At 42.1% G+C, this 18,686-nt stretch carries 12 protein-coding genes; 5 read left to right on the top strand and 7 right to left on the bottom strand.

The window, feature by feature from the left end:
- Positions 1 to 71: 71 nt before the first annotated feature.
- Positions 72 to 977 (bottom strand): DNA-binding transcriptional regulator OxyR, encoded by a 906-nt coding sequence (gene oxyR, locus CYG50_RS18340; protein WP_102140398.1) that lies wholly within the window; start codon positions 975 to 977, stop codon positions 72 to 74.
- Between the two features lie 1,111 nt (positions 978 to 2,088).
- On the opposite strand from oxyR, the gene CYG50_RS18345 reads away from it, so the two are divergent.
- Positions 2,089 to 2,442, top strand: coding sequence for a YmdA family protein (locus tag CYG50_RS18345; protein WP_102140399.1), 354 nt, complete (start codon positions 2,089 to 2,091; stop codon positions 2,440 to 2,442).
- 63 nt (positions 2,443 to 2,505) lie between these two features.
- Here CYG50_RS18345 and argH read toward each other — a convergent pair whose 3' ends face one another.
- The 4 genes from argH to argC form a co-directional block, all read right to left on the bottom strand.
- Entirely contained in the window at positions 2,506 to 3,882 is a 1,377-nt protein-coding gene (gene argH, locus CYG50_RS18350) for an argininosuccinate lyase (RefSeq protein WP_102140400.1), read from the bottom strand.
- A gap of 78 nt (positions 3,883 to 3,960) precedes the next feature.
- Positions 3,961 to 5,181, bottom strand: coding sequence for an argininosuccinate synthase (locus CYG50_RS18355; protein WP_102140401.1), 1,221 nt, complete (start codon positions 5,179 to 5,181; stop codon positions 3,961 to 3,963).
- A 44-nt stretch (positions 5,182 to 5,225) separates the two neighbouring features.
- Positions 5,226 to 6,002 carry an acetylglutamate kinase gene (argB, locus tag CYG50_RS18360; protein ID WP_102140402.1) on the bottom strand — a complete coding sequence of 259 codons (777 nt, stop codon included), beginning with the start codon at positions 6,000 to 6,002 and terminating at the stop codon, positions 5,226 to 5,228.
- A 14-nt stretch (positions 6,003 to 6,016) separates the two neighbouring features.
- On the bottom strand, positions 6,017 to 7,021 hold the full coding sequence (argC, locus tag CYG50_RS18365; RefSeq protein WP_102140403.1) for an N-acetyl-gamma-glutamyl-phosphate reductase: 1,005 nt from the start codon (positions 7,019 to 7,021) through the stop codon (positions 6,017 to 6,019).
- 102 nt (positions 7,022 to 7,123) lie between these two features.
- Between argC and argE the strand changes: the two genes are divergently transcribed.
- The 4 genes from argE to gadC all read left to right on the top strand — a co-directional run bounded on the left by argE (position 7,124) and on the right by gadC (position 13,126).
- On the top strand, positions 7,124 to 8,278 hold the full coding sequence (gene argE / locus CYG50_RS18370) for an acetylornithine deacetylase (RefSeq protein ID WP_102140404.1): 1,155 nt from the start codon (positions 7,124 to 7,126) through the stop codon (positions 8,276 to 8,278).
- A gap of 229 nt (positions 8,279 to 8,507) precedes the next feature.
- Entirely contained in the window at positions 8,508 to 9,392 is an 885-nt protein-coding gene (metF, locus tag CYG50_RS18375) for a methylenetetrahydrofolate reductase (RefSeq protein ID WP_102140405.1), read from the top strand.
- 667 nt (positions 9,393 to 10,059) lie between these two features.
- Positions 10,060 to 11,460 (top strand): glutamate decarboxylase, encoded by a 1,401-nt coding sequence (gad, locus tag CYG50_RS18380; RefSeq protein ID WP_102140406.1) that lies wholly within the window; start codon positions 10,060 to 10,062, stop codon positions 11,458 to 11,460.
- Positions 11,461 to 11,572: 112 nt separating this feature from the next.
- The gene (gene gadC / locus CYG50_RS18385) at positions 11,573 to 13,126 is read left to right on the top strand and encodes a glutamate/gamma-aminobutyrate antiporter (protein WP_102140407.1); all 1,554 of its coding nucleotides are present in this window, start codon (positions 11,573 to 11,575) and stop codon (positions 13,124 to 13,126) included.
- A 68-nt stretch (positions 13,127 to 13,194) separates the two neighbouring features.
- On the opposite strand, the gene ppc is transcribed toward gadC, so the two are convergent.
- Together ppc and CYG50_RS18400 are read right to left on the bottom strand one after the other, a co-directional pair.
- Positions 13,195 to 15,834: a phosphoenolpyruvate carboxylase gene (gene ppc, locus CYG50_RS18390; RefSeq protein ID WP_102140408.1), complete on the bottom strand. Its 2,640-nt coding sequence runs from the start codon at positions 15,832 to 15,834 to the stop codon at positions 13,195 to 13,197.
- 403 nt (positions 15,835 to 16,237) lie between these two features.
- Positions 16,238 to 18,679 (bottom strand): bifunctional aspartate kinase/homoserine dehydrogenase II, encoded by a 2,442-nt coding sequence (locus CYG50_RS18400; protein WP_102140409.1) that lies wholly within the window; start codon positions 18,677 to 18,679, stop codon positions 16,238 to 16,240.
- Positions 18,680 to 18,686 lie beyond the last annotated feature (7 nt).

Here is an 18,686-nt window from a genome sequence, read left to right on the forward strand (position 1 = left end):
GTGATTTATGGTTGCCAATAACCTGGCAACCATCATCAACTAAAAAGTAATTAATATTGGTGCTTTAATCTCTAAACTCTATTTTTATAATAGTTATCCATTGAGTTATAGATGGTCTCAGCTAATTGTTCATAGCGACCACGTAGCGGTGAACCCGGGCGATAAACTAATACAATTGTTCGTTTCGGCTCAGGTTCAATACAATTTAAATAGCATACCCCATCACGACAAACTTCATTAGGTACCGATAAATCTGGTAAAAGTGTAATTCCACTCCCTGCTGCCACCATATTTCTTAACGTTTCTAAGCTCGTTGCTCTGAAATGTGTATCTTCTTTAGCACCGGCTTGGAAACAAAAACCCATGGCTTGGTCACGTAAACAGTGGCCATCTTCTAACATTAATAGCTTTTCACCTGAAAGTTCGCTCATTTCAATTGTATCGCGATCACGCCATGGATGACTTTCATAAATAGCCAATTTCATGGGCTCTTCAAATAACGGTACAACAATAAAAGGTTCCGTTTCTTTAACTTCCGCCAAAATAGCGCAATCTAATTTACCGCTATCTAACTGAGCTAATAATTGTTGGGTTTGTGCTTCATGCAAATAGATTTCTAATTTAGGGTGAGCTTGGTGCAATTGCGGAATAATATGAGGTAATAAGTATGGCGCAACCGTTGGAATTAAACCAATGTGTAATGGGCCCGACATACTTTCCCCTTGGAGGGCAGCCATTTCTTGTAATACTTTAATTTCACGCAAAATAGTACGGGCTTGCTCAACTAATAATAAACCTTGTTGAGTAAAAAGAACTTTTCGGCTAGTTCTTTCTAATAGCATGACACCAAGTTCTTCTTCTAATTTACGAATTTGGCCACTAAGCGTAGGTTGACTGACATGACAGGAATCCGCGGCACGTCTAAAGTGTTTATGTTCGGCGAGCGCGACGAGGTACTCTAAATCTCGAATATTCATATTTCTTTTCCTTTCGTGAATTCTCTGTCAAACCAAAGATAGATAATACCAATCACTATATCGATATTGTTTTGTTTTATCTATTAATAAATTGAAAAATGGTAGGGAAACCTCATTTTTTGAACAATACTCGCAATAAAACGAAACAAAATGTAATATTTGGAAACAAAATACGTCTTGCTAGTTATCCTTTAAAATAGATAATCCGTTAACTAATGGTTAAATTTATTTATCATAAACATCTTAGCATAACATGCTAAATAAAGGCGTTAACTGGTTTTTTTTAGATCTAAACGTCGACAAATCGCCTCTTAGCGTGGCTAAGTAAGGTCTTATTACCTATCCCAAATGTGAAAACAGAGTATATCGATATTCATAAGTTAAGTAGTACGACAAAAAGCATAGCTTTATCTAATCAACTCGGAAATTATGAATTTAAATGGGTAGGTAGTTCGAATAATACTGGGCTCATCAAAGTAGAGTATCAGTAATTGTCTCACCATCACTTCCATTAAGACTCTTCGGAGCTCTTTTTGTTACTCCCTAAAGGAGTTAACCAAACTTAGTACTAATATATACTCTTCAACTGATGAATAATCCCAATCAAATACCACCCTGCATGTTAATCATTATATTAACGTCAAATGAAAGAAACATTTTGTTATATTCCCTTTCACTCTTTATTAAAGTTTGTAAGTTTTTATATAAAAATAAATGTAAATTACAACCCACTTTTGTTAAATCCCACACTAAGCATTAATACAGATTGATAACAGCAAGAAAAAACACAGAGGATAAAACCTAAAAAACCCATGAGAAAGCAATAATACAACATATTACACCAATAATATTGCAAAAATTAGAATCTGCAGCCGCAAAAGTATGAGCGAATAGATTTAAATCATAATGGTAGTAGTTTTATTTTCTTTATATTTTTAAACATTTCCTTTTTTTATTTTACACCTAAACGGCGTTTTTCAATTTATAATCCCTTCATCAAAAACACCAGGGAATATCGAATCACTATTATTATTCTTATTTAAAAAGCACACATATCTAATTTAAACATACAGCAAGTTGATTAATCAAAAATCAATGACGGGATACTATTATGAAAAATTCATTATCAAATATTCAAAAATTCGGTGTTCGTTCGCTTACTGCGTTATTATTGGTTACCGCTGGCGCATCGATTAATGCCTATGCAAACAGTGACCAACAAAATGGCGTTATTAATTTTTCTGGTGCGGTAGTATTCCCGCCTTGTTTTAATGATGTCACTGACAAACACGTCACTTTAAACTGCTTAAATAACCAGTCTGATATGGTTGCCAACAAAGTGAATTTAAATGACATCACAAACACACAAGGGTGGAAAGTAATTAATGATGGCAGAGGGGAGTATTCATATAACTGGGTGAATGAAGAAAAACAACTCGGAATGCTAACCATTAAATATATTTAAAAACAAACGCGTTATGGGGATCGGGGTAGTCATGCTACCCCCCATTTTATCTTCGACAGCCAATCACAACCCTAATCGAGTTTTTGCTTCCACAATGGCTTTTGCCACTTGCTTTTGAGAAACCCCGCCTTTTGCTAATCGTTTATCTAAACAAGACTGCAGTGATAAAATTTCATAAACGTCCAACTGAATAGTATCACTGAATTTTTGCAATTCGCTGAGTGCCATTTCTTCTAAAGCCTTACCTTGCCCAATTGCGGCAACAACTGCTTCACCCACGATATGATGAGCCTCACGGAATGGGACACCTTTAGCAACGAGGTAATCGGCTAATTCGGTTGCGTTCGCATAACCTTGTTTCGCTGCATCTTCACAACGACTACGACGAATTTGAATACCATCAAGAACCAATGCAGCCATGTGCATACAATCTAACCAAGTATCTAATGCATCAAATAGCCCTTCTTTGTCTTCTTGCATATCTTTGTTGTAAGCAAGAGGAAGCCCTTTTAGCGTCATCATCATACCTGTCAGTGCACCTTGAACACGCCCACATTTTCCGCGGATCAATTCCAATGCATCAGGGTTTTTCTTTTGTGGCATTAATGATGAACCGGATGTCACTTTGTCTGATAATTCGACAAAACCTGCTTCCCCGCTATTGAAGAAAATTAAATCTTCTGCGAAACGAGATAAATGAACCATACCGATACTTGCGTTTGATAATAATTCAAGGACGTGGTCTCTGTCTGAAACTGTATCCAAGCTATTACGCGTTGCCGAAGCGAAACCTAGCCAAGATGCAAGCTGCTCACGGTCGATATCATAGGCAGTTCCCGCTAATGCACCACACCCTAATGGGCTGACATCTAAGCGTTTTAATGTATCTTGTAAACGACTTTCATCACGCGCTAACATTTCGCTATAGGCTAAACACCAGTGGGCAAATGTCACTGGCTGCGCACGCTGTAAATGTGTATAACCTGGCATCACTGCGTCTTGGTTATTTTCCGCGGTGATGACCAACGCTTTTTGTAATTCTGTCACCGCTTCAAGTAATAATGCGACTTGGTCTTTACACCACAATTTTAAGTCCGTTGCGACTTGGTCGTTACGGCTACGGCCAGTATGTAGTTTTTTGCCCAAATCCCCCACTTTATCAATCAGCTTACCTTCAACCCAGCTATGAATATCTTCTGCATCACTTTGCAGGATGATTTCAGGGTTATCTTGCACTTCTTTAAGTAGGGTATTTAGCGCTTGTTCTAAAGTTTGTTGTTCGCTATCAGACAATACACCAACTGTGACCAGTGATTTTGACCATGCGACTGAGCCAACAATATCTTGCTGCGCTAAGCGGTAATCGAAACGCAATGAATCATTAAACTGTTTGAACCGTTGATCTGCTTGTTGACTAAAACGCCCACCCCAAAGTGCCATAACTAATCCCTACCTGATTGATAAAATAAGTTTTTAACCCCGACAGCGGCCTTGGCTGCCGGGGGACTATCATTTGATTTATTTCGCTTTGTTTTGTTCTTTCAGCGCACGGATACGTGAAGACAGTGAGTAAAGGCGAATAAACCCACCTGCATGGCTGTGGTCATAGACTTCATCTTCACCGAATGTTGCAAATTCTTCTGAATACAGGCTTTTATCCGCTTTTTTCTGAATCGCAGTCACTTGCCCTTTATATAATTTCAGAACAACTTCACCCGTGACATCTTGCGCTAATGATTCAGCAGCTGCTTGCAGCGAGTGGCGTAATGGTGCAAACCAACGCCCATCATAAACGACATATGACATTTCTAAACCAAGTTGCTCACGCCATTTGTAGCTGTCACGATCAAGCACCAGTTGTTCAATGCCACGCAGTGCGGCCATCATAATGGTGCCTCCTGGGGTTTCATAACAACCACGAGATTTCATCCCCACTAAACGGTTTTCAACGATGTCGATACGACCCACACCGTGTTTTGCACCTAAAGTATTTAATGTTTCTAAACAACCGAGTGGAGACAATGCTTGCCCATTCACCGAAACGACTTCACCATGTTTAACACCAACAGTCACTAATTCAGCTTCATCTGGTGCATCTTGCGGGTCAACGGTCCATACCCAGCAATCTTGGTTTGCTGTATTCCACGTGCTTTCTAAGACACCACCTTCAGTAGAAATGTGCCATGCGTTCTCATCTCGACTATAGATTTTTTCTAAGCTTGCCGTTGTTGGAATATTACGCTCTTTCAGATAATCGAGCAGCGCTTCACGGGAACGTAAGTCCCACTCACGCCATGGCGCAACCACTTGTAACTGTGGTGCTAATGCCGTATAGGTGCTTTCGAAGCGTACTTGGTCATTACCTTTACCTGTTGCGCCATGAGCAACCGCATCTGCACCCACTTTTAAGGCAATTTCAACTTGTGCTTTAGCAATAATTGGGCGAGCCATTGACGTACCTAATAAATAGCTACCTTCATATAACGCACCTGTTTTAAGAACAGGGTAAATATATTCTTTGATGAACTCTTCACGTAAATCGACGACATAGCACTCAGATGCACCTGACTGTAGCGCTTTTTTCTCTACGCCGACTAACTCTTCTCTGTCTTGCCCCACATCTGCAACAAAGGCCACAACTTCGCAATCATCATAGTTTTCTTTTAGCCATGGAATAATTGCTGATGTATCCAGACCGCCTGAATATGCTAATACAATCTTTTTAATGCCCTTTTTCATAACGTACCTATCCGCTCAATTAATATGGTTATTCCATGGCTCATTTATGATGCCAAGATCCGTGTTCCAATTGCTGTTCCATTAAACAGCTCGGGAAGTTGTTCTGCATGACGCCAGCTTGCAATATCAACAGAACGTTGCAAGGCAGCCGCAGCGTCTAATGCCGCATTGACCTTCACAATCATTCCATCAGTAATAATTCCCTGCTCAATGAGCTTTTGCGCTTTTTGTGTCGTCATTTCGTCAATTTTTTGGCCTTTGCCATCCAAAATACCGCTTACGTCAGACAGTAAAACCAAATCTGCGTTTAAGGCTTGGGCAATAGCGGTTGCCGCTTGGTCCGCATTTACGTTCATCAGCTCACCGTTAGAGGTGATACCGATAGAGCTAATAATGGGTAAATACCCCGCCCCCAACAATAATTTCAATAACTTCGCATCGCCGGGTTTCGCATTACCAACATGGCCTAATTCTTCGTTTAATTGCGTTACTGTGGCACTTTGCCCATCACCGAGGGAAAGCCCTACAGCCGGAAGTTGATACTTCGTTGCCCATGCCAATAATGTTTTATTCGCCGTACCTGCTAATGCCCCGGTAATGATATCGATTTGGTCTGCTGGCGTGACCCGTAACCCCTGCTTTTTAACGACAGGTAATTGCAGTTTTTGCATCAATTCATCAACTAAACAGCCACCGCCATGCACAATCACCAACTCACGTTGATGGACTTGACGATAGGTTTGAATAGCTGTAAATAATTTTTCAAGTGCCTCGACGCTATCAAGTAACACTCCGCCCAATTTAATCACTAAGGGTTGCATGGGGTTAATCCTTCTTAAAATAAAGACTGAGTTTCAGCAAAACCAAAACGAATATTCATGCACTGAACGGCTTGTGCTGCCGCACCTTTGAGTAGGTTATCTTCTGTACCCACTAAAATCAGATATTCACCATTCAATACATAGCCAATGTCACAAAACGGTGTCCCCACTACCGATTTCAATGCAGGAACGCCTTTTTCATATAGCCGCACTAACGGTTTATTTTGATAAGCATCTTTAAACGTTTGTGTGATTTTTTCTGCCGTCACACCCGTTTTTACTTTGCATGTAATCGTGGCAAGAATGCCCCGAGAGAAATTACCCAAATGTGGTGTGAAAATAACCTCTCTTCCCAAGTGAGTCGCAATTTCTGGCTGATGGCGATGAGTAAAGATGCCATAAGGCTGCAAACTCACTTCACAAAAGCTATTGGTCATCGAGGCTTTACGGCCTGCACCGGAAACACCGCTGGTGGCATTAATCACTGGCCACATCGCTTCATCCAGTAAATTTTCTTCAATCAATGGTTTAAGGGCTAATTGGGAAACCGTTGGGTAACACCCTGGAACCGCAATCAACTGCGCTTGACGAATTTTATCGGCCTGCCATTCCGCTAAACCGTAAACTGCTTGCATTAGCCATTCAGTATTTGTATGTTCAAAGCCATAGTATTGCGTATAGAAGGCAGGATCTTGAACACGATACGCACCCGATAAATCGAACACAATGCAGCCCGCTTCAAGAAACTGAGGTGCAATGTCGTGGCTCACTTCATGTGCCGTGGCAAGGAAAACAACATCAATACCTTTCGCTGCTTCTGCGACATCTGTTAATGGCAGAACAGGAAGATCTATGATGCCTTTATACTGAGGGTGCAAATCAGAAAAACGTTTATTTGCATCCGCACTTTGCTTCGATACCATCAATCCTTGAAGATTAACTTCAGGATGGCGTTGCAAATAAGCGGCTAATTCTGCTCCAGTATAGCCACTGGCCCCGATAATGAGTGTGTTCAACATATGCTTTCTACCTTGTACTCGTGACCCAAACAGTTTAATGTGTATTTTTATTCAAATAAAGTGCATGAATATTGATACTATTATGGATAAAGGCTGTCAACAGTGAATATTAAATTACCTGCATTTATTGAGATTTATCGTCAATTAATTGCCATTCCGTCGATTAGTGCGACTGATTCTCATTTGGACCAGAGCAATAAAGCCCTTGTTGAGCTTCTCGGTGGGTGGCTCGAGACGTTAGGTTTTTCGGTCAACATTCAACCCGTGCCGGAAACACGTGATAAATATAATTTGCTTGCTTCCATTGGCGAAGGAAATGGTGGGCTGATGCTATGTGGTCATACCGATACCGTGCCCTTTGATGATGGACGTTGGAGCAAAAACCCGTTTGAGCTGACAGAGCATGATGGCAAGTTATATGGGCTCGGAACCGCAGACATGAAAGGCTTCTTTGCGTTTATTGTCGATGCGTTACGCGATATGGATCTAACGCAGCTCAAGCGACCATTACATATCCTAGCAACAGCGGATGAAGAAACCTCCATGGCTGGGGCACGCTATTTTGCAGCTAGTACAGCACTAAGACCGGATTTTGCGATTATTGGTGAGCCGACGTCGTTACAACCGATCCGCGCACACAAAGGGCATTTATCGAACGCTATCCGTATTACTGGGCAATCGGGGCACTCTAGTGACCCAGAGCGTGGCGTCAATGCGATTGAATTAATGCATGAATCTATTTCTCATTTAATGGATTTACGAAATACGTTAAAAGAACGATTTAACAATCCTGCATTTGTCATTCCCTACCCGACGATGAACTTTGGTCATATTCATGGTGGTGATGCTGCTAACCGAATTTGTGGTTGTTGTGAATTACATATGGATATTCGCCCGCTGCCGGGGCTAACTTTGCAAGACTTAGATGAACTACTCAATGAAGCTCTTGAGCCTGTTAGTGCCCGTTGGCCGGGACGCTTGGCGATTGAGCCCATGCATCCACCGATCCCTGGCTATGAATGCCCAACGGATCACAAGATGGTGGCAGTAATTGAACAGTTATTAGGGCAAAAAGCGGATACCGTGAATTACTGTACTGAAGCGCCGTTTATCCAAGAACTCTGCCCGACGTTGGTTCTTGGCCCTGGTTCTATTGAGCAAGCACATCAACCTGATGAATTTATCGATATGCGCTTTATTGAGCCTACTCGCCAATTAATTAGCCAAATGATTGAGCATTTCTGTTTTACTGAGTAAATCTGACTAGCGATAGGTCCGAACGCGACACTGAAAAGGGTCGCGTTTTTTGATCATGAATTTTCTTCATATTGCCTTTGAAAAAACCTCAGCGTCATAATTTAATTTAAGTATTGACTATTGGTACCGATCTGGTAATTTCTATTTAGACGTCTAAACGTATAGACGCACAAATGGATATAATAACGTACAAGAAATAGTAAGTCTGCAAATTGCGAGGTTACAGGGTATGAGTTTTTTTCACGCAAATCAGCGCGAAGCGCTAAATCAAAACTTAGCTGAATTAGATGGCCAGATTAATGTTTCATTTGAATTTTTCCCACCTCGCAGTGAAGAGATGGAACAGACACTGTGGAAATCCATCGATCGGCTGAAAAACCTGAAACCTAAATTTGTATCTGTGACTTATGGTGCGAATTCCGGTGAACGTGATAGAACGCACAGCATCATCAAAGATATTAAAGATAAAACCGGCTTGATTGCAGCTCCTCATCTAACTTGTATTGATGCAAGCTCTGATGAACTAAAAGCGATTGCTCGTGACTATTGGAATAATGGTATTCGCCATATTGTTGCATTGCGTGGTGATTTGCCTGACAACAGCCGTAAGCCAGATATGTATGCCGTTGATTTGGTCGAGCTGTTAAAAGGCGAAGCGGATTTTGATGTTTCTGTCGCAGCCTATCCTGAAGTTCACCCCGAAGCCAAAAGCGCGCAAGCCGATTTAATTAGTTTAAAAAAGAAGATTGATGCAGGTGCTAACCGTGCAATCACCCAGTTTTTCTTTGATGTTGAAAGCTATTTACGTTTCCGTGACCGCTGCGTCGCAACAGGAATTGATGTGGAAATTGTGCCGGGGATTTTACCTGTCTCTAACTTTCGTCAATTAGAGCGCTTCGCCAAACTCACTAACGTTCGCATTCCGGCATGGATGAGTAAAATGTACGAAGGGCTAGATAACGACCCTGAGAGCCGCAACCTTGTCGGGGCATCAATCGCCATGGACATGGTTAAAATCCTTAGCCGTGAAGGCGTGAAAGATTTCCATTTTTATACATTGAACCGTTCTGAGCTCACCTATGCCATCTGCCATACTCTGGGAGTTAGGCCTTAATTTCTTAGGATGAGGCAACTATTTTTGTCTCATCCCTTTGCTACTTGTCTTCTATACTTATAGATATCTTCTATTTCTTGTTTAAAAAAGACCCTGTCTCTTTAAGAAAAATATATTAACGTAATATCCAAACTCATTAAATTCGCGGGAAACTTTTCCACGATATAGCTCATGTTATTACCCTCTTTATATTCAAATTCATTTCACCACAATAAATATATTTAACGGTTAACGGTACAAATTAACTTTAAACACAATGAAAATTAGAATTTAAATAAAAGTTACATAAGTTAACATTATTGAAATATTCATTTTTGATGAATATTAATTTATTTTCGCCACATTTTCCACCCATATAAAATCAAATAAAAATAATAAAAAAGCTAAATTAGCAGAAATAAAAACCATAAAAATGTAATAGTTTAGTTAAATCTTGTAACCTGAGCATCATTTTATGAAAGCAATCAGCTCTTGCAAAAAATTATCTATAACCAAAATAACCACAAACCATCATTCACTCCACTGTGACTTTCTAATTATGACAGTTTTCATTAAATTATCTTTTTTATTTGATTGCTTTTGAATTTTTCAAAAGTCAGCGTATATTTAATATTGAGCTCAAGATTAATACTATTTGATTACCACATAGTCATTGAGGAATTAAAGCATGAGTAATAATGCATTAAATTCAAAATACAATGGAATAGATGATGTCTATGCATCATTAGAATTATCCAAATCGTTACCGAAAACCAAATTTCCATTGAAAGAACAAGCACCACGTAATGTATTTAGTGCAGTACGCGATGAATTAATGTTAGATGGGAATTCACGCCAAAACTTAGCAACATTCTGCCAGACATGGGTGGATGATGAAATTCGTGATTTAATGGACTTATCTATCGACAAAAACATGATAGATAAAGACGAATATCCACAAACAGCAGAAATTGAAAACCGCTGCGTACATATGTTAGCGGACTTATGGAATTCACCAGAAGCAGAAAATACCCTTGGTTGTTCAACCATCGGGTCCTCAGAGGCTGCAATGCTTGGGGGGCTCGCGTTAAAATGGCAATGGCGTAAAAAACAGGCTGCTAAAGGGAAACCAACCGATAAACCCAACTTAATTTGTGGCCCAGTTCAAATCTGTTGGCACAAATTTGCCCGTTACTTCGATGTTGAGCTCAGAGAGATCCCACTGGAAGGTGACCGTCTCATCATGACACCGGAAGAAGTGCTCAAGCGTGTCGATGAAAACACCATTGGTGTCGTGCCAACGCTAGGGGTGACATTTACCTGCCAATATGAGCCCGTAAAAGCGGTACACGATGCGCTCGATAAACTGCAAAAAGAGACGGGTCTGGATATTCCTATCCATGTGGATGGTGCGAGTGGCGGGTTCTTAGCCCCATTTTGTGCTCCCGATTTAGAATGGGACTTCCGCTTACCACGGGTAAAATCCATTAATGCATCAGGCCATAAATTTGGTTTAGCCCCATTAGGCGCTGGCTGGGTAGTTTGGCGTGAAGCCAAAGACCTTCCCGAAGAATTGATTTTTAATGTGAATTATTTAGGCGGTAACATGCCAACATTCGCACTGAATTTCTCTCGCCCTGGCGGTCAAATCATTGCTCAATATTATAATTTCTTGAGGCTAGGCCGCGAAGGCTATGCAAAAATCCACAACGCTTGCTATGCAACCGCACAATACCTCAGCCGTGAAATTGAAAAATTAGGGCCATTTGAAATGATTTTTGATGGTAATAGCCAAACGGGTATCCCTGCACTAGCATGGAAACTGAAAGAAGGCACAACCACCAGCAAATATTCCCTCTATGATATCGCAGACAAACTGCGTAGTCGCGGCTGGCAAGTTCCTGCCTATTCAATGCCAGCAAACCGTGAAGATCTTGTTATTCAACGTATTCTAGTGCGTCATGGCGTCAGTTTAGATTTAGCCGCATTACTCATTGATGACTTCAAACGTACATTAGAGTATTTCGATAAGCACCCCGTCAATAACCCGCTAACGGAAGAAGAAGGCGGCGGCTTTAATCACAGTTAATTCTTTTATTCATGATTGTGTTGTTAACGAGCCAAAGAGCCTTAGGTTCTTTGGCTCCTACTGAGATCCGCCCTGCAAAGGCAGATTGTTTATCGATTTGAGGAGAACTCGTATGGCAACAACGACAGCTCCAGCCACAAAGCAACTGACACTACTTGGCTTTTTTGCCATTACTGCATCAATGGTGATGGCCGTTTATGAATACCCAACATTTGCAACATCTGGCTTTAGCCTCGTATTTTTCCTGCTATTAGGAGGATTATTGTGGTTTATTCCTGTCGCATTGTGTGCCGCAGAAATGGCAACCGTAGAAGGTTGGGAGGAAGGTGGTGTATTTGCATGGGTTTCTAATACATTAGGCGAACGTTGGGGATTTGCCGCCATTTCATTTGGCTATTTACAAATTGCGATTGGCTTTATTCCTATGCTGTATTTCGTCTTAGGGGCTCTATCTTATATTTTAAATTGGCCAGAACTTAATACAGACCCAATCACCAAAACGATAGGGGCACTTGTTATTCTTTGGGTATTGGCTTTCACTCAGTTTGGTGGAACCAAATATACGGCAACGATTGCGAAAGTCGGTTTCTTTGCGGGTATCTTACTTCCAGCGCTGATTTTAGTCTTTTTGGCAATCAGTTATTTAGTCAGCGGCTCTCCATTGGCCATTGAAATTAGTACCGAAACATTTATTCCTGATTTCACCAAAATTGGCACACTCGTGGTATTTGTCGCCTTTATTTTGAGCTATATGGGTGTTGAAGCTTCAGCAACTCACGTCAATGAGATGAAAAACCCCGGTCGAGATTACCCCGCAGCCATGTTTTTACTCATGATAGCGGCAATCTGTTTAAGCTCAATTGGTGGGTTATCGGTGGCAGCCGTGATCCCAAACAGTGAAATTAATTTATCTGCTGGCGTGGTACAGACATTCAATGTGCTTGTCACACACTTTAATTCATCCCTTGAATGGGCCGTAAGGATTATTGCTGCACTATTATTACTTGGCGTACTGGCTGAGATTGCTTCTTGGATTGTTGGACCATCCCGCGGTATGTATGTCGCGGCACAGAAAGGTATTCTGCCGCAAAGCTTTGCCAAAGTGAATAAAAATGGCGTACCGGTAACACTGGTGATTTCCCAGTTGCTGATCACAACAGTAGCGATTATCGTCCTCACCAATACTGGGGGCGGTGGTAATATGTCATTCCTTATTGCTCTAGCCTTAACGGTAGTTATCTATTTATGTAGCTATTTCATGCTATTTTTAGGTTATATGCAGTTAGTTTGCAAACAACCCGAGAAAAAACGTGTCTTTAATATACCGGGGGGTAAAGGCATTAAAGTTCTCATTGCGTTAGTCGGCCTAATTGTTTCTATTTTAGCCTTTGTGATTTCATTCTTTCCACCGAGTTCTTTACCGAATGGTGCGAGTAATACCACCTATGTGACGTTACTTGCGGTTAGCTTTGTGATTATTTTCTTACTGCCCTTTGTTATTTATGCTTTCCATAACAAACAAGGTAAGAAAACTAATGTCTCTATGGTGCATATCAAAACGCATAATGCGCCAACTAACCATTTCTTTATTCACCCTCGAGCTCGTTCTGCATATCACTTGATCCATCATGATAAGTCAGATGATAGCTCATCTAGCTCACATTGATTTGTAAAATGATAAGGGCTGCCAAATGGCAGCCCTTAAATTATTTAATTACTTTCAAATGAAGAAAACTAACCCGTATTACGCATTCCTGCTGCCACGCCGGCTATCGTCACCATCAGTGCTTGTTCAACACGAGGGTCTGAATGCTCTTGTTGGCGGGAACGGTGTAAAAGCTCTGCTTGTAAGACGTTTAATGGGTCAGTATAAACATTACGTAATGCGATAGATTCCGCTATCCAAGGTAAATCCGCCATTAGCGCTTCGTCTTTCGAAACCGCCAATACGCTTTTAATATCCTCAGACAACTGGTCACGCAATTTTTGCCCCAATGGCCATAAGCGCTCTTCTACCAAGCGGTGATCGTAATATTCCGCCAGCCATAAGTCCGCTTTTGCATAAACCATTTCTAACATCGCAATACGCGTATTAAAGAATGGCCACTGCTGCCACATTTCATCAAGAATGGCTTGTTTGCCTTCTTTCTCAATGACATGTTTTAACGCTGCTCCTGCCCCTAACCATGCGGGTAACATTAAGCGGTTTTGTGTCCATGCAAAAATCCATGGAATAGCACGCAAGGTTTCAACGCCCCCCGTTGGACGACGTTTAGCAGGACGTGACCCAAGCGGTAACTTGCCAAGCTCTAATTCTGGCGTCGCAGCACGGAAATAAGGGACAAAATCCGGTTGTTCACGTACATAATCACGGTACATCGCGCAAGAAACATCAGATAACGAATCCATCACCGACTTCCACTCATTTTTAGGCTCTGGTGGTGGTAATAGGTTCGCTTCTAATATTGCACTGGCGTATAACGCCAAGCTACTGATGGTCACTTGTGGTAAACCAAACTTGAAACGGATCATTTCCCCTTGCTCAGTCACACGCAAACCGCCTTTTAGACTTCCCGGGGGCTGAGATAATAATGCCGAATGTGCTGGCGCACCACCACGACCAATTGTGCCGCCACGTCCGTGGAATAGCGTCAATGTCACGCCTTCTTTTTCGCACAACTTAATCAATGCATCTTGTGCGCGATACTGCGCCCATGAAGCCGCCATTACCCCTGCGTCTTTTGCTGAGTCCGAGTAACCAATCATCACCATTTGGCGATCATCGATAAGGTCGCGATACCATTCAATGCTTAAAAGCTTTGTCATCACACTTTCAGCATTATTTAAATCTTCCAGTGTTTCGAATAATGGCGCGACGGGTAAGCGAACTGACGCGCCATTCTCTTTCAGCAACAATTTAACCGCCAACACGTCTGACGGAACTTTCGCCATTGAAATAACGTAAGCTGCGATAGAATCATTTTTGGCTTTCGCAATCACACGGCAAGTTTCAAATACTTCCTGTGTTTCTGCACTTGGCTGCCAGTCTTGAGGGATCAGTGGGCGTAACGATTGTAGCTCTGCCAGCAAAAATTGTTGTTTTTCCTCTTCTGACCACTGCGAGTAATCACCCAGTCCTAAATACTGAGTTAGCTCTGCAATGGCTTCAGTGTGACGAGTGCTTTCTTGGCGCACATCAATACGTACCAATTGCAAACCAAAGCTACGAATACGGCGCAATGTGTCAAGCAATTGCCCATTCGCAATGATTTTCATATTGCAGGCAATTAATGATTGATAACATGCATATAGCGGGTCCCATAATTGGGCGTTATCTACCAATAAGTCTGCCGGTGGTAAAACTTGCTCGCCTTTAACACGGCGCTCTAAATACTCTAATGTCGAGAATAATTGGCTACGTAAATTTTTCGCAATTTGGCGATAAGGCTCATCAACATCATCTCCCCCTGCTAGCGCACGCAGCTCTGGGGTTGCTTCTGTCATTGAAAGCTCTGATACCAACACTTGAATATCTTTGAGAAATAAATCTGCCGCTTTCCAGCGACTCAGTAATAGTACCTGACGAGTCACATCCGCAGTCACGTTCGGGTTACCGTCTCGGTCCCCCCCCATCCATGAAGTAAAGCGGATTGGGTTTGCTTCAACGGGTAACACCGCGCCGATTGAGTCTTCCAACTGTTCATTAAATTCACGTAAGAAAGCGGGAACCCCTTCCCACAATGAATTTTCAACAACGGCAAATCCCCATTTTGCTTCATCAATGGGCGTTGGTCGAATTTTACGAATTTCATCGGTATGCCATGATTGTGCCACTAATTGGCGTAAGCGGCGCATGATATTATTACGTTCATAATCTGCAATATCATCATGGTCGAGTTGTGATAAGCAGTTGTTTACCTCAACCAATTTGTGGATCAATGTACGGCGAGCAATTTCCGTTGGGTGAGCCGTTAAAACCAGCTCAATTGAAAGCTGTTCAACCGCTTTTTGGATATCACCATCAGTGAAGTTTTTGCCTTTTAATCGGCTAAACAGATTTTTCAATGCCACTGGGTTACTTGCCGCTTCACCGTGAGGCGAAATGCTGTGATATTGCTCAGCAACGTTTGTCAGGTTTAAGAATTGGTTAAATGCCCTTGCAACGGGTAGCAATTCATCATTAGAAAGATTTTGTAATGTCATCAGCAATTTTTGGCGCTGAACTTCATTACCTGCACGAGAAGATTTGGAAAGCTTACGAATGGACTCAACTTTGTCGAGTATGTCCTCACCTAAGGCTTCCTTGATGGTATCGCCGAGTAGCTTACCCAGCATACTGACATTACTGCGCATTGCGGAATATTGCTGATTCATGAGACTCCTGACCTTGTGCTTCTGGCAGAATGCTTTCCCGCACGATTCACGGTTAACAGACTGCACCCAGTTTCCTGTAACAAAATTTCAGTCGGCTGCGTTAGAGTTGTCGTTTTGTGATGCAGGCCGCTAAATTTACCCTTCAGTGTATATTCATATCAGAAAAAAATGACTTTGGGGGATTTTTCTGAAATTTAATTACAGCCTTATTTTTATTAATTTTTCTTATTTAAGTATTGTTTCAGCGCAATATATCGTCGATTCAGCACTTTTAAGACATGAATAATGTTTAAGAATTAAATCATCAGAATAAAAAACAGAAAATGAAGGGGTAAATTAAAAATATTCATAATGCATCGGCGCTCTCAATACTACCAAGAACACCAATACACCTGAAAAATGATTATAAAAGTTGAGAGAGCCGGTTTAGATCCGACTGAATAGCGCCAGCGGTCACATCGCGCCCTGCTCCTGGGCCTCGGATCACTAATGGGTTGTCTCGATACCAACGGCTCTCGATAGCAAACACATTGTCACCCGGTAATAATGAGGCTAGAGGGTGTTCCGGTTTCACGGCTTCCACACCGACTTTTGCTTTGCCTTTTACTGCATCAAACCGCGCTACATAACGTAGCACTAACCCAAGTTCTTGCGCCGCTTCTAAACGTTGCTGCATCTGCTCATTAATAATGGCGCTATTTTCAAAGAACTCATCGAGTGAACCCGTCTGAGCCTGTTTCGGTACTAAAGATTCCACTCTCACATCATCGGGTTCAATGTCATAACCCGCTTCACGGGCTAAAATAATTAATTTTCGCATGACATCTTGCCCTGATAGGTCAATACGAGGATCTGGTTCAGTTAACCCTTGTTGCCACGCTTGCTCTACTAGCTCACTAAATGGGATAGAACCGTCAAACTGTAAAAATAGCCATGATAGTGTTCCGGAAAAAATACCACTGATAGCCAGAATCGAATCACCACTTTCTTTTAAGTCCCGTACCGTATAGTTAATCGGTAACCCTGCTCCTACTGTTGCGTTGTATAGCCAGTGACGACCTGTTTTCGAAAACGCATCGCGAATTTGACGATATTGTGCCGTTTGCGCTGCCCCCGCAATTTTATTTGCACTGATCACATGAAAACCATAACTCGCAAAATCCACATAGTTATCTGCCAGTGTCTCACTTGCGGTGACATCTAATACCACTAAATCATCATAAGGATGGGAACGCATCCATAAAAATAGGCTATCGTCCTCATGCTCTACGGCTTCGTCATCAAAGAAAGCCAGCGCACGGCTTGGGTCAATCCCTTGGTAATTCAGTAAGCTACGGCGGCTATCTACCACACCGGCTAAGACAAAATCAAAGTCACTACGTGCCGAAATTTTGTGTTGCTCCGCAGCAAAAAGCTCTAACCAACGCGCACCAATGTTCCCTTTACCAAATAGCACTAATCCAATGCGTTTTTCTGCACGGAATAAGCTCTGGTGCATCCCTTGAATTAAGTGCTCGGTTTGGTTAGAACGCAAAACAGCGACTAAACTGATGGCATCCTCTGAATGCCAAATAAATTCAACAGGCTGCCCTTTTAATTCCTCATAAAAACGGTGGCTATGTAATGGCTTTTTACACACACCTGCACCGACTAACGCAACCAAAGAAAAACCTTCACGTAATGATAATGATCCCGGTAACCCGGCTTCTTCAAGGGTATTTAAGGCACTTTCGACAATTTCAGAGGTATAACATAATTGCAGCAAAGAACGGTCATGATGAATACCACGCGCCAAAGGACGCAATTGAGCACGCTTAAGTAATAAATCCACATCTTTGCAGATTTGTTTAAAATCACGGCCGGCAGCGATACGCAATTCAATTAAGCACACATCATCATGGCTAGTCACGATTTTTGCCCCTGCTCCTGACGCGAGTACCCGTTCAATTTTTGTTGAGCCCTGCTCCGGTTGGTAGCTACACCTTAATTGCAAATCAATATTGCTCACGGAAACGGGTTGTAAAGTGCGTGTATGTAAAACAGGAGCCGCTAAGCGCGCCAATTCACTGGCTTCATCTAGGCGCAATAAGGGCAATAAACAGGCATCTTTCACTTTGCGTGGGTCCGCGCTATACACCCCAGCGACATCACTCCAAATCGTTACTTTTCCCACATCTGCTAACGCACCGACTTGTGTTGCAGAATAGTCACTCCCATTACGCCCAAGCAGTACCGTCTCACCTTGCTGATTACGCGAAATAAAGCCTGTCACGACAATACGTCGGTTCGGTAACTGAGTTAACTGTTGTTGCAATAAATAACGCGATTGTGTTTCATCGACCTGCGGTTGTGCCGCTCGCTCAGCGCGTAAAAATAAACGCGCATCTAACCAAGCACTCGTCATACCCGCCAGAGCAAGCACCTCAGCCATAAGGCGTGCGGACCAAATTTCACCGTGCCCTACCACTTCTGCATAAGTCGCATCATTTGTCGGTTTATCCAACAACGCGCTTAAACGCTCTAAATCGCGAATAAATAATTGGCTTAATTCTACGGCTTTTTGTTCCGGTAAAAGAGATTCAATTAAATCAAGTTGATAGCGGCGTAACGACTGTTGAGCTTGATGAGCCGAAATACGGTCACTTTGGCTTAATTTCAACCAGTTAATCAACTGATTGGTTGTACTACCCGCGGCAGAAACCACCATTAAATCACCGGGTTGACTATAGTTTGCCATAATTGTTGCAACGCGTTGATAGCACTTCGCATCGGCTAAACTACTGCCCCCAAACTTATGTAACTGACGGTGACAAGGAGCCACCTCAACCGCTGTTAGTACACTCATCAAAAAA

This window comes from Providencia huaxiensis, from assembly GCF_002843235.3.
GTDB classification, from domain to species: Bacteria; Pseudomonadota; Gammaproteobacteria; order Enterobacterales; family Enterobacteriaceae; genus Providencia; species Providencia huaxiensis.